Origin of the sequence: Bradyrhizobium sp. CB2312 (assembly GCF_029714425.1) — a bacterium.
Lineage (GTDB): Bacteria > Pseudomonadota > Alphaproteobacteria > Rhizobiales > Xanthobacteraceae > Bradyrhizobium.
The window spans coordinates 4,625,825-4,645,615 of the sequence record NZ_CP121668.1; the positions used below are offsets into that span (position 1 = coordinate 4,625,825).

Annotated in this window: 21 protein-coding genes and 3 pseudogenes; 9 read left to right on the forward strand and 15 right to left on the reverse strand. The window is 60.6% G+C overall.

Going from position 1 to position 19,791, the window contains the following annotated elements; genetic code table 11:
* Positions 1-18: 18 nt before the first annotated feature.
* A complete protein-coding gene (locus tag QA642_RS22755; protein WP_283086600.1) occupies positions 19-741 on the reverse strand; it encodes a helix-turn-helix domain-containing protein in 723 nt (240 codons plus the stop codon).
* Positions 742-948: 207 nt separating this feature from the next.
* Between QA642_RS22755 and QA642_RS22760 the strand changes: the two genes are divergently transcribed.
* Positions 949-1,164 carry a hypothetical protein gene (locus tag QA642_RS22760; RefSeq protein ID WP_283086601.1) on the forward strand — a complete coding sequence of 72 codons (216 nt, stop codon included), beginning with the start codon at positions 949-951 and terminating at the stop codon, positions 1,162-1,164.
* Between the two features lie 582 nt (positions 1,165-1,746).
* Here QA642_RS22760 and QA642_RS22765 read toward each other — a convergent pair.
* The 4 genes from QA642_RS22765 to QA642_RS22780 are packed head-to-tail and all read right to left on the reverse strand — an operon-like array spanning position 1,747 to position 4,731.
* Positions 1,747-2,349, reverse strand: a complete 603-nt coding sequence (locus tag QA642_RS22765) for a plasmid pRiA4b ORF-3 family protein (protein WP_283084040.1) — start codon at positions 2,347-2,349, stop codon at positions 1,747-1,749.
* Complete coding sequence (locus QA642_RS22770) at positions 2,346-3,911, reverse strand: IS66 family transposase (RefSeq protein ID WP_283084039.1); 1,566 nt, start codon at positions 3,909-3,911, stop codon at positions 2,346-2,348. The genes QA642_RS22765 and QA642_RS22770 overlap by 4 nt, the downstream gene beginning before the upstream one ends.
* 50 nt (positions 3,912-3,961) lie before the next feature.
* Complete coding sequence (tnpB, locus tag QA642_RS22775) at positions 3,962-4,306, reverse strand: IS66 family insertion sequence element accessory protein TnpB (RefSeq protein ID WP_271597244.1); 345 nt, start codon at positions 4,304-4,306, stop codon at positions 3,962-3,964.
* Between the two features lie 2 nt (positions 4,307-4,308).
* Positions 4,309-4,731: a transposase gene (locus QA642_RS22780; RefSeq protein ID WP_283079831.1), complete on the reverse strand. Its 423-nt coding sequence runs from the start codon at positions 4,729-4,731 to the stop codon at positions 4,309-4,311.
* A 20-nt stretch (positions 4,732-4,751) separates the two neighbouring features.
* Between QA642_RS22780 and QA642_RS22785 the strand changes: the two genes are divergently transcribed.
* Entirely contained in the window at positions 4,752-5,555 is an 804-nt protein-coding gene (locus tag QA642_RS22785; protein ID WP_283086952.1) for an ABC transporter substrate-binding protein, read from the forward strand.
* Positions 5,556-5,670: 115 nt separating this feature from the next.
* Here the strand turns inward: QA642_RS22785 and QA642_RS22790 are convergent, their stop codons facing one another.
* A complete protein-coding gene (locus QA642_RS22790; RefSeq protein WP_349253863.1) occupies positions 5,671-5,907 on the reverse strand; it encodes a hypothetical protein in 237 nt (78 codons plus the stop codon).
* A gap of 81 nt (positions 5,908-5,988) precedes the next feature.
* On the opposite strand from QA642_RS22790, the gene istA reads away from it, so the two are divergent.
* Together istA and istB are read left to right on the forward strand one after the other, a co-directional pair.
* Positions 5,989-7,287: an IS21 family transposase gene (istA, locus tag QA642_RS22795; protein WP_283085078.1), complete on the forward strand. Its 1,299-nt coding sequence runs from the start codon at positions 5,989-5,991 to the stop codon at positions 7,285-7,287.
* Positions 7,287-8,085, forward strand: a pseudogene (gene istB / locus QA642_RS22800) (IS21-like element helper ATPase IstB). Before istA ends, istB begins: the two are co-directional and overlap by 1 nt.
* A gap of 128 nt (positions 8,086-8,213) precedes the next feature.
* Here istB and QA642_RS22805 read toward each other — a convergent pair.
* Positions 8,214-8,579 (reverse strand): annotated as a pseudogene (locus QA642_RS22805) (DNA ligase); the annotation flags it as partial.
* A gap of 989 nt (positions 8,580-9,568) precedes the next feature.
* On the opposite strand from QA642_RS22805, the gene QA642_RS22810 reads away from it, so the two are divergent.
* Both QA642_RS22810 and QA642_RS22815 read left to right on the forward strand, forming a co-directional pair.
* Positions 9,569-9,748, forward strand: coding sequence for a hypothetical protein (locus QA642_RS22810; protein ID WP_283086602.1), 180 nt, complete (start codon positions 9,569-9,571; stop codon positions 9,746-9,748).
* Positions 9,749-10,262: 514 nt separating this feature from the next.
* On the forward strand, positions 10,263-10,466 hold the full coding sequence (locus QA642_RS22815; RefSeq protein WP_349253864.1) for a hypothetical protein: 204 nt from the start codon (positions 10,263-10,265) through the stop codon (positions 10,464-10,466).
* A 448-nt stretch (positions 10,467-10,914) separates the two neighbouring features.
* On the opposite strand, the gene QA642_RS22820 is transcribed toward QA642_RS22815, so the two are convergent.
* Positions 10,915-11,127, reverse strand: coding sequence for a hypothetical protein (locus tag QA642_RS22820; RefSeq protein WP_283086603.1), 213 nt, complete (start codon positions 11,125-11,127; stop codon positions 10,915-10,917).
* Between the two features lie 263 nt (positions 11,128-11,390).
* Between QA642_RS22820 and QA642_RS22825 the strand changes: the two genes are divergently transcribed.
* The 3 genes from QA642_RS22825 (at position 11,391) to QA642_RS22835 (ending at position 13,636) form a co-directional block, all read left to right on the forward strand.
* The gene (locus QA642_RS22825; RefSeq protein WP_283086604.1) at positions 11,391-12,590 is read left to right on the forward strand and encodes an IS256 family transposase; all 1,200 of its coding nucleotides are present in this window, start codon (positions 11,391-11,393) and stop codon (positions 12,588-12,590) included.
* Between the two features lie 508 nt (positions 12,591-13,098).
* Positions 13,099-13,335 carry a hypothetical protein gene (locus QA642_RS22830; protein ID WP_283086954.1) on the forward strand — a complete coding sequence of 79 codons (237 nt, stop codon included), beginning with the start codon at positions 13,099-13,101 and terminating at the stop codon, positions 13,333-13,335.
* Positions 13,336-13,381: 46 nt separating this feature from the next.
* Positions 13,382-13,636: a hypothetical protein gene (locus QA642_RS22835; RefSeq protein WP_283086605.1), complete on the forward strand. Its 255-nt coding sequence runs from the start codon at positions 13,382-13,384 to the stop codon at positions 13,634-13,636.
* Between the two features lie 285 nt (positions 13,637-13,921).
* On the opposite strand, the gene QA642_RS22840 is transcribed toward QA642_RS22835, so the two are convergent.
* From QA642_RS22840 to QA642_RS22870, 7 genes and pseudogenes are all read right to left on the reverse strand, one after another.
* A complete protein-coding gene (locus QA642_RS22840) occupies positions 13,922-14,134 on the reverse strand; it encodes a hypothetical protein (RefSeq protein ID WP_283086606.1) in 213 nt (70 codons plus the stop codon).
* Positions 14,135-14,443: 309 nt separating this feature from the next.
* A pseudogene (locus QA642_RS22845) lies at positions 14,444-14,729 on the reverse strand (hypothetical protein).
* Positions 14,730-15,162: 433 nt separating this feature from the next.
* Positions 15,163-15,309 carry a hypothetical protein gene (locus QA642_RS22850; RefSeq protein ID WP_283086607.1) on the reverse strand — a complete coding sequence of 49 codons (147 nt, stop codon included), beginning with the start codon at positions 15,307-15,309 and terminating at the stop codon, positions 15,163-15,165.
* 362 nt (positions 15,310-15,671) lie between these two features.
* On the reverse strand, positions 15,672-16,580 hold the full coding sequence (ligD, locus tag QA642_RS22855; RefSeq protein WP_349253865.1) for a non-homologous end-joining DNA ligase: 909 nt from the start codon (positions 16,578-16,580) through the stop codon (positions 15,672-15,674).
* Positions 16,581-17,785: 1,205 nt separating this feature from the next.
* Complete coding sequence (locus tag QA642_RS46575; protein WP_349253866.1) at positions 17,786-17,935, reverse strand: hypothetical protein; 150 nt, start codon at positions 17,933-17,935, stop codon at positions 17,786-17,788.
* A gap of 877 nt (positions 17,936-18,812) precedes the next feature.
* Positions 18,813-19,070 carry a hypothetical protein gene (locus QA642_RS22865; RefSeq protein ID WP_283086608.1) on the reverse strand — a complete coding sequence of 86 codons (258 nt, stop codon included), beginning with the start codon at positions 19,068-19,070 and terminating at the stop codon, positions 18,813-18,815.
* Positions 19,071-19,224: 154 nt separating this feature from the next.
* A complete protein-coding gene (locus tag QA642_RS22870; RefSeq protein WP_283086609.1) occupies positions 19,225-19,434 on the reverse strand; it encodes a hypothetical protein in 210 nt (69 codons plus the stop codon).
* Positions 19,435-19,791 lie beyond the last annotated feature (357 nt).

Sequence of the window (19,791 nt, forward strand, 5' to 3'; positions counted from 1 at the left end):
CGGTTCGTGGTAAAGCGCTTAGGCGACGGAAGGGGTATGTTTCCGTTTTAACCGCCTGTGCTTGCGCGGGGCGTCTAGTTTTGCCAGGTCATCGGCATTCAGGATGACGATTTGGCGTTGCCTTGGGTCATCCAAGAACTTCAGGTAACCCTTCCGCTTCAATGCACCAAACATACGTGACACCGTCTCCAAGGTGAGGCCAAGATAGTCCGCAATATCACGGCGGCTCATTGGAAGGCCGATGACACCTGCTGATGTCAGGCGGCCATTCATCTCGAGAAGAAACGCTGCCACGCGTTCTCGCGCAGTGGTGCACCCCAAAAGGAGTATGTGATTCTCGACGTGCCGAAGATTGGCCGTTGTCATGGTCAGGAGGCTCCGAATCAGTCCAGGGTCGGTCTTGGCCACGCGTTCCAGGCTTTGGCGTTTAACAAGGCGAACCGTGGTGTCGACGATGGCTTCGGCTGTGAACCGATGGAAATCGCCGTTGTCGAGACCGAAGATATCGCCAGGCAAGTGAAACGCCCCAATCAGGCGGCGACCGTCAGATAACAGCTTGTGGGTCCGAACCGCGCCTTCAATCACCTGATAGATATAGTCCGCAGGCTCCGCTTCTCCGAAAATCTCGGTGCCCTTGTTATATTTGAACTCGCCTGAACTGACTTTTGCATGAGACAGGTCACCGAGCTCGCCAACAAGTCGAGGCTTTTTATTCGGGTCGGTACTGAGGTTTGCAAACATAGAGATCCCCAATCCCATACTGGTGCGGTATGAACCTCAAGTAGATGCGATTGTGACACTCTACCTTAGTCTGGTGAAGGACACTAGCCTTGACCGCTGTCGACATCTGCCCCTGGGTGGACCATGGCAATGCCACACCGTTCGCCTGCCGCGTGAATGTTATTCAAGTGGCTCCCGCGCGGCGGCTCTTGGCACCGATCTAAGCAATTGACCTCCCTTAGGCGCATCATTTCCCTTGATTTAAATCAAGAGTGCCCGACCGGCTCGTTGATGTTCTGCGCCATGATTGACGAAGAGCCCCGCCAGCCTAAGAAAGAAACGGAAACCAAGCCGCCGCGTCTCCAAGAGATTCGGCAGAACCTTGAGGACTACGTGAACGACCTGAAGGCGATAATCGAGAGACTTGGCAAGAAGCTCAATTGAGCCAAATTGCGGATCGAAATTCTGCGCAACTCCTCGTCGGATGCGCACCAAAAAGGCGTGGTGTTTCCGCTTCGCCCGTTAATTGTAGGCAAGATCAAATCACGTCTGCAGTTGGCCCTGAGCTGAAGGAGGCTGAGCCGGTTCGGACCGTCTGCTGTTAGCAGAAGACCAAACGCGGGGCGGGACCTGCCCCGACCGCCGCTTTTGACCCGGAACGGACAATGGGCCGCTAGCTGGCCGATGTCCCGTGTGTTAACCTGCGATGCCCCTTTTTGCGATCTCGGTGGGGAGATGCGGCGGCGCGATTTCATCGGTTTGCCCGGGGTGCTTGTCTGCTCGCTCACGACCTCGGGAGAGGCACGTGTGTCGCGTCCCCTGATCGCTGTTTTGGCTGGGACATCACCAATATTCGTTTCGTCCCTCCTCAAAGCCTTTACGAAGCAAATGGAGGTGCTCGGGCACGTTGAAGGCCGGGATTACGAACTTTCGGTCCGTTTCGCAGACGGAGACTTGTCGCGCTTACCAGCGCTGGCGATAGAACGTAAGCGTAGCTCTGCGGCCCTTTTGATTGATGCTTGACGCCTACTTTGTCCGCGTAGCGCGTCGTCGCGGCTTCCATATGTCGGACAATGCGTTGACCGCCGCCTCAAGCGCCTTGCGGTCGATGACGTTGGGATCGAACTGCTCGGGGCCCCAGAGGCGCATTTGTTCGTGCTCCGGATGGGTGGGCTCGCTGATGGCGTCGAGGTATTCGGCATAGCCTGACGCACCACCGACATCTTCCGGAGGACAACGGCCGGCGGCCTCGAGCAAGAGGGGAAGTCCTTCCGTTGTCGTGTTGTCGAACCACTTTTCAAGCTTGATCACGTGATCCCAGCTGTCGCCGAAGTCGTAGAGATAATGGATCGTCTTGGCGCCGGTCTCTTGAACGATATTGGAGAGCCGCGTCTTGCGGGCATCGATGGGCTGAGGGTCAAAATCTCCATCGGGATCAGGGATACCCCAACGGCCGCCGCCGGCTAGGAACTCGAAGAGATGGCTATTCGTCCAGCCAAACGCCGCCTGAAGCGTCAGATGCAGCCGGTCAAGACGTAAAGTGATCGGTACGACAAGACACCGCATCACCTCCGGTTTCACGTCCTTGAGGGTTACCCTGATCCGGACGACGGTCGTGTTAAGGCTCATGCTGCCAGTCTCGGATCGAGCGCATGCATCGTATAGGTCGATGCCCAGGGAAGCAGTTCGTCCAGTCGCGCCGCAGGCCAGCCATTAACGAGCTTCGCGAGAACATCAGCGAGCCAGTGCTCGGCACTGACGCCATTGAGCTTACAGGTCTCGATTAACGAAGCCAGAACTGCCCAATTCTCGGCGCCCTCGTCGCAGCCGGCAAAAAGGGAGTTCTTGGCGTTGAGCTTGATCGGCCGCATCGCTCGCTCGACCGCATTGGTATCCATCTCGATGCGCCCGTCATCAAGGTATAGCGTCAGGCCGTTCCAATGCCGCAGCGCATAGCGCAAAGCCTTCGCCGTGTCGCTCTTCTGTGCAAGGTGATCAAGCTTGGCCTCAAACCACTGCTTCAAGGCTGCAGCCAGAGGCCTGGCATGCGCCTGCCTGCCGGCGTGGCGCTCGTCCGCAGATCGGCCGCGGAGAGCCTTCTCGATCGCATAAAGCTGGGCGATACGCTCGAGAGCCTCGCGGGCAACCGGAGCTGGCGCTGGCGCCACCTCCCGTTCGATCTTCACAAACTGCCGCCGCAGATGCGACCAGCAGAAGGCGAGCGTCCCGGACAGGGCGTCCGCACGCGTCTCTCGGGTCATGGTCTTGTAGGCCTGATAGCCGTCGCAATGGATGATGCCGCGATAGCCCTCAAGCAGCCGCAAGCCATGAACGGCGCCGCGGCCCGGTGCATAGGCATAGACCACTCCAGGTGGATCAGGCCCGGCCCAGGGCCTGTCGTCGCGCGACAGCGCCCAGAAGTAGCCGGTTTTCGTTCTGCCGCGGCCCGGGTCCAACACCGGCGCCGGGGTCTCATCGACGCAGAGTTTCGAGGAGGCGAGCAGAAGCTGGCGCAGCCGATGCCACAACGGCTTCAGTTCCTGGGCGGCATAGCCGACCCAGAAGGCGAGCGTGGAACGGTCCAGCGCTATTCCGTGCGTCGCCAGCATCTGCGCCTGGCGGTAAAGCGGCAAATGCCAATGATACTTCGCGTCGATCACATGCGCGACCAGCCGCTCGGTGGGCAATCCTCCCCTGATCAGTCGCTCGGGAGCAGCATACTGGAGGACGACGCCGTGACAGGCGCGGCAGGCGAGCTTAGGCCGGCGGGTGACGATGACGCGATACTGCGCCGGAACGACGTCCAGCCTCTGGCTCTCATCCCGACCAATCTCAAAGAGGTCGCCCGCGCAAGACGGGCAACAGGTCTCGGCCGGCATCAGGGTTTCCACGATGCGCGGCAAATGCTCCGGCAGCTGACCACGGTTGGTTCTGCGCTCGGCCGTCCTCTTCTCGCAAACTCTGGGATTGGCGCGATCCTCGGTGGCTTCGAGGGCCGCGACGGCCTCTTCGATGTCCTCCAGAACAAGCTGCAGCTGATCAGCGTCCAGCTTTTCCGAGGATCGACCGAACTGCGCATCTTTCGCAAGCTTGAGTAACCGCTCGAGCCTGGCGCAGCGATCCAGCAGAGCCGCGGCAAAGACACGCAACTCGGCTGGATCGCTCGGCAGCTCATCGGGCAAATCACTCATGGCCCGAGCTTGCCATGCTTCGCGCCGTGATGCAGCGAAGATTTGTATTTTTACGCAAGCGCTTTCGGCTGCGGGATTCGAGGCGCGTGCATGCGTGTCCAATCCATGCCGGCCAGAAGCGCCGACAACTGGGCGGCATTCATCCGCATCACGCCGGCCACGATGGGAGGCCATTTGAAGCCGCTGCCATCGAGCCGCTTCCAATACATCACAAGGCCGCTGCCATCCCAGACGACAATCTTCACCCGATCGGCGCGCTTCGCACGGAACACCACCGCTACGCCCTTCATCGGGTCATGGCCCAGCGTCTCCTTCGCCAACAGCGCCAAGCCCTCCGCACCTTTTCTGAAGTCCACAGGTTGCGTCGCCACGTAAATCATGAGGCTCGCGGGCATTGTCAGCATGGACGTGTCCGTCGGAGCGCTAGGAACACATCACTCAGCACAGCAAGGCCAGGCGTCCCGCGCACCTCTACGCGCGCCCCTTGGAACTCGACCGTCACAACGGCGGCTTCCGGCGACCCGGACGGTTCTGCGGTCGCCGGCAACGCCGATTCCGATACCACCGGCACGAACGACAGCGTGTCCGCCGACGCCGGAAGCACCAACTGGCCCAACCGCGCCCGGCGCCGCCAGTCATGCACCTGCTGGGGCCGGCAGCCATGACGACGGGCGACATCCGTGACAACCGCACCCGGCTCGAGGCTTTCGGCGGCAATCTGCGCCTTCAAATCGTCCGGCCAGCGCTTGCGACCTGCACCAGCATACACTTCGATACGTGGTGACAACGGTCGTCTTATGTCGTCAGATTGGTCGTCCATTATGAGCACCCTTGCAGAAGATGACTCTTCTAGCGGTGCTCTCAAGACTCCGTACAAACAATCCAAAGGGCCTCGGCGCTACGCTTACGATAGAACTGGTTGGACTCAAGCCAAACATCCTCGTGGCTGCTAACACCACCGCCGCCGTCGCCGCCAAAAATGCGACGACGACTGTCCCGATCGTTGCAGTGGCGTTGATTGAACCCGTGCAGAAAGGGCTCGTTGCGAGTTACGCCCGTCCCGGTGGGAACTTGACTGGAATATTGATCTCGCTCGACACGCTATTGGGCAAACAGCTTCAAATTGCCACCGAGCTACTTCCCAGAATCAAGAAGGCTGGGGTGCTCATCAACGCGCATTCGGCCTCCAGTCCAGTGCAACTGCCCGACATAGAAAAGGTCGCCGCCGCTTTGCACGTAGAGCTTGTGATCAGTGAGGCCGCCACAATCGATCAAATCAACCCGACGCTTCAGCAGCTCGCCAACGATAAAATCGATATCGCGATTATACCTACCGATCCGCTGTTTGTGAACCAACGGCTCCAGATTGCCGAGGTTTTAGCAGAGTTACGATTGCCCGCTGTGTATGGTCTGCGCCAACACACCGAAGCAGGAGGCTTGATCAGCTACGGCATCGATTTGCTTGCCAATTGGCGCCACACCGCTGATTTTGTGGATAGGATACTCAAGGGAAAGATGCCAGCCGAGCTCCCGGTCGAGTTGCCTCACAAGCTGGAGCTGGTGATCAATCTCAAAACTGCGAAAGCGCTTGGCGTCGGGGTGCCGCCGGGGCTGCTCGCCCGCGCTGACGAGGTGATCGAGTGAGCGGCTAATGTCCGCCTTTGGCCCGAGGCCGACCTCCGCCCCGTGCGCTGCAGTGTCGGCTTCCGAGCGGAGAGCTGACACGAGATGGGGTACTTGCGCCTGTTTGGCGCAGGCATCAGAACGACTCCATCACCCGCGTCATCGCCGGATGGATACGGTTCTTCACCTTCACCCACTCCTTGGTGCGGCCCGCGGCATAGCGCCGATCGCGTCGCTTCGAGACGATGCCTTCGAGACCCATCCGCACCGCCGCACGAAAAAGCTCTGGCCCGATCGCACCGGTCTCAAACGGCGCGACAAACATACCGTCCGGCCGGCCGCGCAACAGCCGCGACAAATTGGTCTTGCGCATCGTGTCGGGCGACGTGGAAAATTGACCCCCTGACGACACGAGGAATTGCCCCCCTCGCAACACGGTCAGAACGGGGGTTTTATGCAGCGACTCAGTTCAGGTCCTCTGCGGTTCAAAGATCCGCGGAGGGAGGCCATGCTGGAGCCGGACGAGGTTTCGGCGATACTCCGGCTCAACGAGCTGGGGTGGGGTAGTAAACGGATTGCCCGGGAGCTCGGGATTAGCCGCAACACGGTGAAGGACTACGTGGCGGCCGGCGGCTGGACGCCGTATCGGCAGCCGCACCGCAAAAAGGCACTCGATGGCCAGGAGATCTGGCTCAAGGAGCGCCTACGGCAGCACCACGGCAATGCCGACGTGATCCGCCAGGAGCTGGCAGCCGAGAAAGGCATCATCGTCAGCCTGCGCACGGTCGAGCGGGCCGTCCAGCGCTATCGCCAGGAGCTTGCGGCCGAGGCGCGTGCGACGGTGCGGTTCGAGACACCGCCCGGCAAACAGCTGCAGATCGATTTTGGCGAGCGGCTGGTCGAGATCGGCGGTAGCAAGGTTCGCGCCTACCTGTTCGTCGCCACGTTGGGCTACTCGCGCCGGCACCATGTCAGGGCATTCCGCAACGAACGGCAAGAGAGCTGGTTCGATGGCTTGGAAAGCTCCTTCGTGAAGTTTGGCGGCGTGCCCGAGGAGGTGCTGTTCGACAATGCGCGTGCGCTGGTCGTGGAACACGATGCCGCGACGCGCACCGTCGTGTTTAATGACAAGCTGACCGCGTTTGCCAAGCACTGGGGCTTCCGGCCACGGGCCTGCGCGCCATATCGAGCCCGCACCAAGGGCAAGACCGAGAATGGCGTCGGCTACGTCAAGCGGAATGCGGTCGCCGGCCGCACCTTCCCGAGCTGGGAGGCCTTTGAGGCGCACCTTGAGGCTTGGACGCGGGAGATCGCCGACCTACGCCAGCATGGCACGACGGGCGAAGTACCGATTGAGCGCTTCAGGCGCGCTGAGGCGCCTGCGCTGAAGCCCATCGCCGGGAGGCCGCCCTTCCAGGTCGCACGTGAACTGATCCGTCGCGTGCAGGCCGACTGCGCGGTCGAGATCGATGGCAATGCCTACTCTGTGCCATGGCGGCTGATCGGCGAGACGGTGAGAGCGACGATCGCCGATGGCGTGGTGTGCATCCACCACGGGATCCATGAGGTGGCCGCTCATCCGATCTGTGTCGGCCGTCGCCGTCGCGTCGTCGACCCTAAACACTTTGAGGGCCTGACTGGCTTTAAACCGAGTCGTGCTGGCGATCTCGCGTTATCGCCTGTCGCGCCGCCGTCGCCGACGCTGCTGCGGCCGCTCGGCGAGTACGAAGCGATTGTGGGAGGGGGCTTCTGATGCGAGCCATTGTCCCCGACCGCCTTAGCGATATGCTGACGCGCCTGAAGCTGACGGCTGTCCGCGACCAGCTGGATGGGCTGTTGGATGAGGCCGGCCGGCAAGAGCTGAGCCTACGCGAGACCCTGGTGCTGCTGTGCGAGCGCGAGATCGCCCGCAAGGATGAGCGGCGCGTCGAGATGACGTTCAAACTTGCTCGCTTCCCGTTCGTTCGCGATCTGTCGGGCTTCGACTTCTCGGCCCAGCCCTCGCTGGACCCCAAGCAGATACGCGAGCTTGCGAGCGCCCGCTGGATTGCCAATGGCGAGAACGTGCTGCTGCTTGGGCCACCTGGCGTTGGCAAGACGCATCTTGCGGTCGCTCTTGGTCGCGAAGCGATCCTGGCTGGGCATTCCGTTCAGTTCGTCGCAGCCACGACTGTCGTTGCGCAGCTTGCTAAAGGTCACGGCGAAGGGCGGCTCGAGGAGCGACTCGCGCAATTTGCCAAGCCAAAGCTCTTGATCATCGACGAGCTCGGGTATTTTGCCCTTTGAACCCAATGCCGCGCATCTGTTCTTCCAGCTCGTTAGCCGTCGCTATGAGAGAGGCGCGATCCTGCTGACCAGCAACCGCAGTGTCGGCGAGTGGGGCTCGGTCTTCAGCGACCCCGTGGTTGCCACCGCGATCCTTGATCGTCTGCTGCACCACAGTCACGTCATCACGATCCGCGGCGACAGCTATCGCTTGAAGGAGAAGCGCCGCAGCGGACTGCTGCAGAAGCCCGCTGCACCAGAAGCCAAATCGGAGAAGAAGTCGTGAAGCAAGCCGCTCGCTCGCTACAGCGCTATGACGGGCGCGCTTCGCGAGCGGCTTGCTACAGTCCTGCAAACAACAAGGGGGTCACTTCCTCATGTCGCTGCGGGGTCAAATCCGGACGTCGCTTGACACATCGACAGCGGCAGCTTCCTTAGATCCTCGCCGCCCATGGCTAAGAGGTCGAAGGCGTAGAGCTGCACCTCCTCGTCGTGTTGTCGTGAGTGCAGCGCGTTGAAGTCGGACACGCCGTCGACGCCGAGCAGAACGGCCTCGCCGTCGATGACGAAGTGCTGCTCACGGTTCTTCAGCGCGGCCTGGACGATCCAGGGATAGCGCCTGGTCCAGTCGTGGCCGTTGCGGGTGAGCAGGCGTACCGTCTTGCCCTGGCGCTCGACGCGCAGGCGATAGCCGTCATATTTGACTTCGTGGATCCACTCGGGGCCGTCGGGCACGGCCTTGGCGGCCGTGGGCAGGCAGAATTCAAACGATTGAAACATGGCCGAGAGATAGTCACCGGCCTGGCCGATTGCGAACCCGAAAGCGTCAGTGCCGCCATCCGTCCTTGTCGACGTCGACCCGGAACCCTTCCGGCATCTGCGGCACTTCGCCTTCCGCGGGGACGTTGCAGGCCGGGCAGGGTGCGCCGGCGCCGCCGCGGTTGCACGCCCGCGGCCCCTCCCATGGGCGGTCGGGGTGGTTTTCGCAGACCCAGCGGAAACCGTCACAAGTGGTGCATGTCATCGTCAATGCGCCGTGGATCAATTCACTTGCTTTAATGACCGTCTAAGCACCCCGTGTGCAGAGTACCATTCCGCCTACTAGGCGGAAGGCGGCCCCGGTTCGCCTCCCTTCAAGAAAGACCCAGGCCGGGGCCGCTACTTTAGTTTCTTGAGGAAGCGGTTTCCAAGTTTTCAGCGACGCGACGATAAACCACCCTTATAGATATGGCTTTATCATCGGTAGTGTGCTCGAAATTCTCTATTAACGATTGTCTATTTTGGAGCTCTCATGATTACTGCTGCCCAATGCAAGGACATCGCACGGTATTACAAGACACGGTCCGCGGCCCCCAACATTTCTGAAGACGAAGCTTTTCTATTGAGGAATATCGCCAGAAGCTTCGCGGGCGTCGCGGGTCAACTAGATCGCTTGGAAGCTCTGACTAGAGGCGACACGAAATGAGCATGCGGTCCCGCACGTTCCGTTAGCTTATGTGATTTCAGCTTTGTACACTTTTGCACGTAACGAGGGGGGTACTCAGAATGGTGGTGAGTCCTGGAAGACCCAAGCAGTGTTGCTCGACCTATGCGGCCTTCCTCCCGGGCTTGCTCCGTGACTCCGCGCCTGATGGCCTCCATGCTCGATCCCAAGAAAGGGGGACTATTCGGGTTTATAAATGCCAGTGCGGCAGGATTATCTGGGGCGACTCGGAACCGGCGGGCTGAACTTGAGTTCCTCTCCTGGGTTAGCGCCTGGGAGAGGCCGCATGTTGCCGCCCGACCGTTGGCTGCGCGATTACATCAAAGCCCGCATTGAAAGGCACCGCGTCAAAGAGGACATGACGCAGGACATGCTGCGCCGATCACGCGATGCGCTGGCGCGCTCCGAGGAATTGTTGAGAGCGCCGGCGCCGGTCGTCTGGCGTCCCGAGCCGCCTGAAGAGTAAGTCCCTCGGTTGGGTGCTCCTCCTTGATCTATCTCAAGCAGCGTACGCTGCACCTGCGTTCCGTTCCCTGTGGGCGCGAGGGAACGAGCGAGGCGGGTCATGCGGCCCTGGATGATACTCACGCTGACTTGGGGTGTGACGGCCGTCGCGCTCGTCACCCTCCTGATGATGGCGATGCAATAATTCCGGTTGGGCTTCGTCGGCATCCAGGACGAAAGACGGAAAGGCGGCCCCGGCTCGCAAGGCTTGGGGGGCATGGCCGGGGCCGCTCCGCCGGCTCGGCGGCGAGCCAGCGGATACCAAATGGCGTCGCCTGCCGCCGGTTCCTGACCAGCGCCGGAGAGTGCGGAGGCTGAGCGCTGATCGGCCTTTGGCATCCCGGCGGCCTAAAGAGTACGCCGCCTCAGTCGGCGGACCGTTCAGATTGAAAGGCATTCTCCCCTGGTTCATTCTCGGAACTGTTTGTACGTCGCTCTGTTAGGAGTGTCATCGATAACGGTCCAAGAGGCTCGCGATGATCCTGCACCGCCGTCGAGTGAAGCAAACACGTTCCCTTGAAGAGAGGATGGCCGAACAGGCCGCTCGGCTCAAAGAGCAGGCCAGCCAGTTGCCCGCCGGGCCAGAGCGGGAAGCTCTTCTCAAAAGAGCCAGCATTGCGGAAACCGGCGCGCACATTAGCGATTCGCTGAAGTCGCCCGGCCTTCAGCCTCCGGAATAAGCTCAGCTCTAGAAACGTACGCCCGGTTTGTTACTTATACGGGATGCAACGGGTTTATTTGGTTCGGGTCACAACCGACAGTGGAAAATGCCAGCTCTGGCTAGCAGCGACGCAGCGAGGCGCCGCTGTGGATCGAGTGCTCGACGCCATTCCCGAAGGCTGGGCAGCGAGCCTCGTTGAACGGGAGTTGGATGCGGACCTGACAGCTTCATTGAACATGCAGGTGGGCGAAGTCCGGCGACATCTCGTGTCCTAATTCCCCTGCGCCGGTACGAACGACCCCGGGCATCTCCGGGGCTGGACCGAGACGCACCGAGACCGCCCGACGCACCATACTCAACGCGGCGCGCCGATTGACAGCGTCTCGCTCGGGATTCAGTCCGGTAGTCTCAAATGATCGAGTTTCCTAAATTTAATCTGTGGGTGTCCTAATTAGAACAAGCACCCGCTAGCTGTCCCGGCAGGCAATGCCGAGGCTGTCGCAGGTGATTGCGAATCTCTCTTTCGATTTAGAATCTTCGAAGCAGAACTTCGTGCCGATGTCGGCGCGCTCGGTCCACCAACCGACCTTAGCGCCTTGCGCGATGCGGAAGGCTTCACCCCGTAACAGGTCAAGTTGTTTTCCAGCGGCACGAACAATCAGGCAATTCCCCTTGGACATAAAACGCTCTCCCATGGCAATTTCGGATACTGCAAAATCATCGGAATGAAAGCGGGTATTTGTAGCTGAAAACAGGCAGCCGCGACAGCATGAAGCGGAGTTTCGTCGATCGTGTCCCAAGGAGTGGTGTAGCTGATTAGCAAAGCCGCACGCGAAGCGCGCCCGATAAGCGCCGTAGCGAGCGAGCGGCTTTGCGGGTGGTCATCGATGATTCGTCGGTAAGGTTTGGATTGCGACAGCCAACCTGATTCGAGGAACCACCGATGACCGACGACATGATGAACCTGCGCGCGCTCGTAGAGAAGTCCCCCGATGCCGATCTGTTGCGCGAGATGATCGGCTTTGCCGCCCAGCGCCTGATGGAGCTGGAGGTCGAGGGCCAGACCGGGGCGGCCTACGGCGAGAAGAGCCCCGAACGTCTGGTTCAGCGCAACGGCTACCGCGACCGGGTCTGGGAGACCCGGGCCGGCGCGGTCGAGCTGCGGATTCCCAAGTTGCGCAAAGGCACCTACTTCCCCGGCTTCCTGGAGCCGCGCCGCATGGCCGAGAAGGCGCTCACCGCCGTGGTGCAGGAAGCCTACGTGCAGGGCGTCTCGACCCGCTCGGTGGACGACCTCGTGCACGCCATGGGCATGAGCGGCATCTCGAAGAGCCAAGTGAGCCGGCTGTGCGGCGAGATCGACGACAAGGTGAAGGCCTTCCTCACCCGTCCGATCGAGGGCGACTGGCCTTATCTGTGGATCGACGCCACCTACGTGAAGGTGCGCCAGAACGGGCGCATCGTCTCGGTCGCGGTGATCGTCGCGGTCGGCGTCAACAGCGATGGCCGACGCGAAGTTCTCGGCATGGACGTCGGTCCCTCCGAGGCCGAGACATTCTGGACCGCGTTCCTGCGCAAGCTGGCACGGCGCGGCCTGCGCGGCGTCAAGCTGGTGGTCTCCGACGCCCACGAGGGCATCAAGGCCACCGTTGCCAAGGTGCTCAACGCCACCTGGCAGCGCTGCCGCGTGCACTTCATGCGCAATGCGCTGGCGCATGCCGGCAAGAGCGGCCGGCGCGTCGTCTCCGCCTTCATCGCCACCGCGTTCGCCCAGGACGATGCCGAAGCCGCGAGGGCGCAGTGGCGCAAGGTTGCCGACCAGCTCCGCCCCAAGCTGCCCAAGCTTGCCGGCTTCCTGGACGAGGCCGAGACCGACGTGCTCGCCTACATGACGTTCCCGCCGCAGCATCGCGCCAAGCTGCACTCGACCAACCCGATCGAGCGTCTCAACGGCGAGATCAAGCGCCGGACCGAGGTCGTCGGCATCTTCCCCAACGAGGATGCCGTCGTCCGCCTCATCGGTGCGATCCTGCTCGAGCAGAACGATGAATGGGCCGTCCAGCGCGCCCGCTACATGACGCTGGAAACCATCGCGCCGTTGAGCAATGATCCAACCGTCAGCCTCCCGGCAATCGCCAGCTGACCGATCCGGCCCATGCCGGCGAACGCGGTCACCCACCGCCAGCTACACCACGCCCGGGGACACGATCGTTTCGTCTCGGAACAGTGCTCAAGCGAACAGAGGAACGCGCCTCCTTATGGAAGGCTCCTCCTTGCTTGACCTCGCTGGACCGAGGATCAGGCGCCCTCCAGCGGCCCCGGCCTCACGACTCCTCTCTACCCGGCCGGGGCCGTCCACACCCCTCATTGGTCTGCTCGCCAGAGTTATTCTTCAGATGCTTGAGTGTCCTGCCTGACTTAGGAGCGTTCGCGAGCTCGGAACAGCACGGCTAAGTGCTGAACTGAACGGAGGCAGGCATCAAATGCGGGTAAGGTGACAACGCTTGGCGATCCCATTACCGCCAAGTACCTCCAGCGGCCCCGGCAGCACACGCCCCAAGCAACTCACGGCCAGGGCCGTTTTTTGCTTTCGATTTAGGAACGGTTGCACAGCATGCCTGTTGGCGCCTGATATGGCTGCGGAGCTGGCCATGGTGCGGTACTCTTTCGACATCCGGGATGACACTGGTCTTTACCCCGACGAAGAAGGACTGGAATTTAAGACCCAGCAGGAGGCGGAGATTGAAGCCGCCCATACCCTGGCTGGCTTAGCGCGAGATCTTGCCGTCCAAGATGAACGTCCGGACGTTGCGATAGAAGTTCGCAATAATGTCGGGCGCCTGTTCCAAGCCGCCTTGATCTATGACTCCAACATGAAGAAGCAGTAAGTCGCTCAGTTGGCGGCGCTCGTTCGGCCTTTGAGCCAAGTGCCCTATGTTCATTTTTGAACTGTTCAAATTCGTCGTTAGCAGTACTTCGGTATTCAGTTCCATCCACATAGGCCTTGGAATGCGGACTGCCGAAGAATGCCGGAAACTAGCGGCGGCCTACCGGAGCAAGGCCGGGGCCGCTGGCGTTGGTCCAAGAACCGCCTCCGTGCTCAAGAATATCGCCAAGAGCCTCACAGGGCTCGCCAAGCAGTACGATCTGCTCTCTGCCATCGAGGAGGAAGAGCGCCGGGCGAATTGAGGCCGACTCTATTGGCGGCCAATCACTGGCTGTTGCATGGACCCACGATCGCCCGCCGCAGATCGCCTCGCTCGAAGTCTGACGTCGGCGCCGCGATATGCGCACCGCGTATATCAGCCACTGGGGCAACGTCGGCATTGCGACCAGCGATAGCCATGCAGTCGCCACCAAGATCTCTACTCCCTGGCCCGCCGGTTCACGCTAGCGGGCCTGTACTCCGTTGATCACCTGTACCGAAAAGAATACACGCCCGAGTTTCACTGCCTGTTGGCCTGCTGCCGGAATTCAGTCCGGCGCTTCACGCCCCTGGGCACTCAGCTCGTATCGATCGCCGTTCTTCGTCAGCCAGCCGCCCTCGACCATGCGGAGTGCAAACGCTTTCGTGCAAATTGGATGAAAGGTGGCCAGCTGGTAGATCTTGTCGTTCCGCTCGATCAGGTAGCCGTAGAGCCGCGCCCGCCGCACAATCCTACGTACCTCTGGCGAAAGAACCAACATGATAATCGCTCAAGCATCGGTTTGAGAGAGTGTTCCTAAGAATGGCGAGCCACTGTGGGGTGCTTATTGCCGCGCGCCGGTCGCGCTGAACGCGCCTTTGTGCTGCGTACCGCGCCGGAAAGCTGGAGTACGACATGGCTGCGCGAAAGCGCACGAGAGAATAAGACCACCTAAGTTGGTTTTGCGGCGTCCCAGACCAAGGATGAAAGGCGGCCCCGGCTTCGGGGGCTTGGGGCGGTAAGGCCGGGGCCGCTTCACCAGCCCGTGGCGAGCTGGCGAGACTCAAGCTCATGTCGCGCCTTTCGTTCCTCACTGCTCCGCACGATGGGGCACAATCGCACGCCGCAGATTCCCACGCTCGAAGTCCGGCCGAACGTCGGCGCCGCGATATCCGCAGGCCCGGCAGACAAGCCGCGGCTCGAGATCCGATAGGCGAACATCATCAGCCCAGCGGTCAGCCCAGCGCGACGTGGTGGCCGCAATGGCAGTAGACCAGCACGCCGCGCAAGCCCATCTCGCGCATCTCGCCGAACGTGATCTTGAGCGGACGTCCGTCAGGGTGCGTAGGCGTTTGGCGTCGGACAGAGAGAGGCATGCCGCCATCGAAACGCGGCGCAGCCGAGAGTCAAATTGTCCATTTGTAGAGGCGCCTGACGCACGCGAGCTACTGTCTGTCGTGGGTGTGGACAAAACCCGCGCCAGCAGCAGGCGCGGGCCTCCCAGCATCCCTGAGGATGCGCGACCGCTCCCTTCAAGAGGTCATACTGATCTCAATCGAGGCCGAGACGGTCAGGACGCGAGCAGTCGGCGTCCTCACGATGACCGATCGCTCCATGTCCGCGTGGAGTTCGCTCTTACTCCGGATGGTTCAGCCAAGGCTCTCAGCGCGGCGTCTGGGGCGACGGCGAGGTTTGGCAGATCCTCGCCGGCATCATCAATGGTAAAGCCGAGGTCGTCGTGAAAATCGAAAACGTAGCGCGCATGCCCTCGAAACGTTCAAAGATGCCGCTCCTTCCTCCCGCGGGATATTACCACAGCGAGGCGCTGCCGAGGTAGCGGTCGAGGATCCAAAAGGTGCCGTAAAGGCCGACGACAAGCACCAGCAGGAAGCCAATGCCCATCAGCAGCCATTCTCGTCTGGAGAAAAGATCGAAATCCCACACAGGGCGAACCATTTTGGAATAAACCCGTCACCTTAGATCAGGTTCCACTGCGCCTCAGGGGTGCCTCGCTACGCCGCTTTCAGCTCGCGGTCTTGGCAGATGCCTATGCGGTACGTGGCGTACGCGTTCGATTTGTCCGGCGTTGCTTGCGCAGTTTATGAAATCGATTGCTCGACGGACAAAGACGCGCGGGCTTATGGCCTCGACTAGGTCTTCGTCGTCGAGGACGCCCATAAGGTCGTTGATGGTTTTCTGGCAGTCTTGGGGGCCGGACTCGACATAGCGCGCAAGAATGCCCTGGGCTTCCTTAACCGCTTTGGTAACGCGATCCGGGGGCATGCCGGTACTCCACACTTACTGCCGAGAAAACGCAGCTAGGAACGGCCCGTTCCTTTGCTCAGCCCTTTGAAAGAGCTGGCGCGAAGCAATCCCTCAGAGGTGATGTCCCTGTACTCGACCTCCGCATAGAACGCCGGTTCGACCCAGGTAGCCTTGGGCTTCTTGATCGGCTTCGTCAGCTTCGCCTTCGGGCTGACTACGGTTTCCAGCGCCTTCCGGATCTTGCCGGAGGTCGTTCGGTCCCAGCCCGTACCGACCTTACCCAGGTAAATCAGGTTCTTTCCTTCCTTCTTGCCTAGGTACAGGGCTGCGACGCCGGCGGGGTCTTTGATGAACCCGACCACGGGGAATTTCTCGCGCCGGACAGTTTTAATTTTCTGCCAGGTATCGACGCGGTCAGACCGGTACGTCGCATCGACGCGCTTCGATATGATTCCCTCATAGTTCAGCCGGCCGGCGGCCTCGAACAGCGCTTGTCCGTCTCCTTCGTGGTGCTCGCTGTAGAGAACCGGCGGGTCGAGCATGTCGATCAGCTCTTTCAGACGCTCCTTGCGGTAGATCTGAGGTTTGTTCCGAAAGTCCTCTCCATTGTGGAAGAGGAGGTCGAAGGCATAGAACAGCATCCGGTCCTGACGGCCCTTGGCGAGGTCGGCTTGCAGCTCGGAGAAGTTGGTACGGTCGTAATGGATGACGACAATCTCACCGTCGAAGATGCTCTGGCTGCGGAGCTTGAAGGAGGCGGCGATGCCGGAGAACCGCTTGGTCCAGTCGTGGCCGTTCCGGGTGAAGATCTTGGCCGCGTCCCGGTCTACATGAACTTGAGCCCGGTAGCCGTCGTATTTGATTTCGTGGATCCAGTCGCCGCCCGTCGGTGCCTTCATCTTCAGTGTTGCGAGCTGGGGTTTAATGAACCCCGGCATCGCCGACTTGATACGCTTCGCCACTTACGCAACTCACAAGAAAGCCGCCGCTGGGTTCAAACGGCGGGCAGGTGTACTTAACTATCCACGTGTCTTTAACTTCCAAAAGCGCGTCAGCGTTCCTAGTAGGCCATCGACGCGGTGCACGTCTAGATTCGTAGTCTCACGCCAACCTGACACTGATTATTCGCGTTTCGGAGGGGAAGCCCGATGCGCCTAGCGTGGCGCGTCGCTGGCTACGTGGATGTCGGTGATGCTGCTTCACTGACGCAGCAGCAGATCCGCGCTCGGTGTTAGCAGCCGCACAATAAGTCCCGCTTTCGTGCAGTTCTAGCCAACCCTTTTCCGCAGCATATCTGAATCGGAGCACCGAACTCGCTGCAGCTGGTCTCCAGCGTGAACAGGAAGGGTGCGTTGTCATAGATAAGAATTGGTACCCACAAATGCGAATCAATTCATCTGCTTTAATGGCTGCTCGCCCTGGTTCGTGCAGGATGCCTGTCCGCGCTCAGGTGGAACGCGGCTCCGGCTCGCATCCCTTCATGTGAGCCTCCAGGCGGGGGCCGCCAACGCATGTGCAGGCAGGCGGCCGATTTCTCTTCGCAGGGTCAAGGCGACCTGATAGGCTTGCTGTCATCACCGCACGGCCCTAGGCAACGATCGGTGACTGAGAGCTCTTCAGGCTCCCGCCAGACTGCGGGAGTTCGTGTTGATAGAGCAACCCAAGCCGCCCCCTGAAGCCCCGGCCCATTGTCCGAAATGCGACGGGCTGCCCATCCCATACCTGCAGCTGCCCGACCCCCGCACCGGCATCTTGGCTTACGTCTACCGATGTAACCGCTGCGCCGGCCTCATCTGGCTCCATTAAGCCGCCGCAGTGAGAGCGCCTCCTCCATCCCATTTCAAGGGGATGCCCATGTGGTCCGCAGAACAATGCCGTAAGTTATCTCGGCAATATAAGGATCAGGCCAGCGAGCCGGGAGTCACACTAAGGATGGCAACGGTGCTCAAAAATATTTCGCACAGCTTTGCGGGCCTCGCCAGCCAATTTGAAGTACTCAAGGGGATCGCCTCGGAGGAACGCAACGAGCCGAGCGGGTCGAGCTAGGTCGTAAGCAGCTCTTTTCCTTGCGGCAGCACCCGCACGTAAGTTCCACTCTCGTGCATCTCGAGCCAGCCGTGCTCGATGGTGTACCTGATGCCGGCTCCAAACTCCGGGCCGCTGGCCTTCAGGATGGGAGGAAGGGAGCGTTGACCTTCTCGATATGGATGCGGCCGTCTTGGACTGGCTCGATGGTGGCCGCGAGTTCGAGCAGCTCGCGGGCCGCCGCCTCTGGATCGGCGTAAGGGCGCTCGTTTGCGCATGTCGTTTGTGCCATGGTCTACTCCGGTCCGCATGGTTCGCGCGTGCTTGTTCGATCTGGGCATCGTTTAGCCGCGCGCGGAGTTCGTTCCAAGCGGTTCGAAAGAGCGCCTTTGCTTCCAAGTTAGCAGCCCGCCCTCGATGCGAGCTCGGCTGCGGAACATTATCTAGGAAGCAGCTCCAAGGACCAAGCATCATGCCCGCCTACCGCAACGGATCTGAAGATGCGGCCGACCGCCCGTTCATCCCAGATCACGGTTTAGTCGTCGGGAGCGATGTCGTCGCGAATTGCGGTTCTGCGCAGGAATAGATCGTCGGACATGTCTTGCGCACGCTTAATGACGAGTAGGATGCGTTTTCTGGGGTCATCGCAAGATGCCAATCCCATGAGCCAAGAGCCGTTCCATCACTCAGGGATACTGGGTCGTCTCATTTCAGGAGAAGAGCCAACTTGCGCTCAGCCACACCAGCCAACCAAGACCGGAAAGCCAACCGCCCATGGCGACGAGGACCGTAGATGCGAATAGTACCGCGATGAAATTCTGCTTCATCAGGACTTAGGGCCGGCCGCCGTCGGTGAATCTACTTGCCAGCGGCGCTTGCCGTCGCGGTTTCGATCCCAAGGGCGTTCGGAATGGTCGACCTTTTCTTCGGCCTTATCCTTCGCACGGGCAGCCTTGATCTGATCCCGGACAGAGGGATCGGCCGGCTCTGTCTGCGAAGCCGGCGTTTGCGCCGCTCCGGTCGGTGACCAAAGGGCGAGCAGTACAACGATGAGGGATACTTTCATCCCTGCCGTTAACACATTCCGCGATGGCTGTCCGATTTAGTTCTGGTTAGTTTCGGTTCTAATCACTCCCTTCAAGAGCTTGATGGATGCTTCTGCGCTCTCCTCAGGAGAGATGGCTGCTCTGGCTATGGGAGGGCGCGGCGACTACCTCAATCGTTGCGGACACGATCATAATCAGCGATTCTTTCGTTCTGACGCTGACGGAAAGTTTGTCGGTCAATCCCGAAGGACTATGGTCCCGTATTGCCTCTGCCAGGTATCTCATCGCGGCGTCACGTGCGGCAGTGATACCAGGAAGCTCCTCACCGTCGTCGTCGAGGATGGTGCCGGCCAGGTCTTGATAATCGAAATAGAAGCGCATGCCGGCCAACGCTGCCGCGGTCCGGCCGTTCCTTAGTACCGAGCACTGAGCGGGCGGCGTAGTTTGAGCCGGTTACTCAAGGTTAGCGGCTACACCGTCCACTCCCTCAGGTTCTTTTGCCGCTTCACGAACGGCTTTACATAGGCGGGCGGGATCAGTCGAACGTCATGCCAAGCTGGGTCAGCTGACGAGCCCAGTGATGTGCGCCATCACATGCCTCCAGCGCTACCGTGCAACTCGGCTGGGCCGCGAAGAATCCAGCAGCTTTCCTCGGCTGATCCGCTTGCTGAATATTGCTCGACGCTCCGTGCGCGTGAAAAACATGCGTGGCGATATCCAGAGCGATTACGATAACCTCTGACACGGACGCCTCCCTTAAGTGGTGCTCAACACCTCCACTTTGGCACATCGATGCCGTCGGGCAGGGCGTCCACCCCATCATAAAACCTCCTGATAGGAGCAGGCGCACCCGATGTCCGCTTGTCCCCCAATAGCGGCGGGAAAGCCGGCGTTGTCGGACTTCCGAGAAGGGCCAATTCCGGACCAGCGCCTGGGAGGCCAAACCGTGACCCAGATAGTTCGGTCATCGGCTGCGCCAAGCCAGATCGCTCAATATTCCTCGCGGAGTCGGAGGGAATAAATCAGAATATGTATGGCCCGAAGGGGGCGTTGCGCTAAACTATGCCGCCCGTTCTGTATCGCGATGTGGGCAAGGAACTCG

Bases quoted from the DNA above. Each gene is read 5' to 3' on its own strand.
- QA642_RS22765 (WP_283084040.1), bottom strand. From the start codon at position 2,349: ATGAGCCTTAACACGACCGTCGTCCGGATCAGGGTAACCCTCAAGGAC.
- tnpB (WP_271597244.1), bottom strand. From the start codon at position 4,306: ATGCCCGCGAGCCTCATGATTTACGTGGCGACGCAACCTGTGGACTTC.
- QA642_RS22790 (WP_349253863.1), bottom strand. From the start codon at position 5,907: ATGCGCAAGACCAATTTGTCGCGGCTGTTGCGCGGCCGGCCGGACGGT.
- istA (WP_283085078.1), top strand. From the start codon at position 5,989: ATGCAGCGACTCAGTTCAGGTCCTCTGCGGTTCAAAGATCCGCGGAGG.
- QA642_RS22810 (WP_283086602.1), top strand. From the start codon at position 9,569: ATGTTGCCGCCCGACCGTTGGCTGCGCGATTACATCAAAGCCCGCATT.
- QA642_RS22850 (WP_283086607.1), bottom strand. From the start codon at position 15,309: ATGGTTCGCCCTGTGTGGGATTTCGATCTTTTCTCCAGACGAGAATGG.
- QA642_RS22820 (WP_283086603.1), bottom strand. From the start codon at position 11,127: ATGTCCAAGGGGAATTGCCTGATTGTTCGTGCCGCTGGAAAACAACTT.
- QA642_RS22755 (WP_283086600.1), bottom strand. From the start codon at position 741: ATGTTTGCAAACCTCAGTACCGACCCGAATAAAAAGCCTCGACTTGTT.
- QA642_RS22785 (WP_283086952.1), top strand. From the start codon at position 4,752: ATGACTCTTCTAGCGGTGCTCTCAAGACTCCGTACAAACAATCCAAAG.
- QA642_RS22815 (WP_349253864.1), top strand. From the start codon at position 10,263: ATGATCCTGCACCGCCGTCGAGTGAAGCAAACACGTTCCCTTGAAGAG.
- QA642_RS46575 (WP_349253866.1), bottom strand. From the start codon at position 17,935: ATGGCACAAACGACATGCGCAAACGAGCGCCCTTACGCCGATCCAGAG.
- QA642_RS22825 (WP_283086604.1), top strand. From the start codon at position 11,391: ATGACCGACGACATGATGAACCTGCGCGCGCTCGTAGAGAAGTCCCCC.
- QA642_RS22835 (WP_283086605.1), top strand. From the start codon at position 13,382: ATGTTCATTTTTGAACTGTTCAAATTCGTCGTTAGCAGTACTTCGGTA.
- QA642_RS22865 (WP_283086608.1), bottom strand. From the start codon at position 19,070: ATGCGCTTCTATTTCGATTATCAAGACCTGGCCGGCACCATCCTCGAC.
- QA642_RS22830 (WP_283086954.1), top strand. From the start codon at position 13,099: ATGGTGCGGTACTCTTTCGACATCCGGGATGACACTGGTCTTTACCCC.
- QA642_RS22840 (WP_283086606.1), bottom strand. From the start codon at position 14,134: ATGTTGGTTCTTTCGCCAGAGGTACGTAGGATTGTGCGGCGGGCGCGG.
- QA642_RS22770 (WP_283084039.1), bottom strand. From the start codon at position 3,911: ATGAGTGATTTGCCCGATGAGCTGCCGAGCGATCCAGCCGAGTTGCGT.
- QA642_RS22780 (WP_283079831.1), bottom strand. From the start codon at position 4,731: ATGGACGACCAATCTGACGACATAAGACGACCGTTGTCACCACGTATC.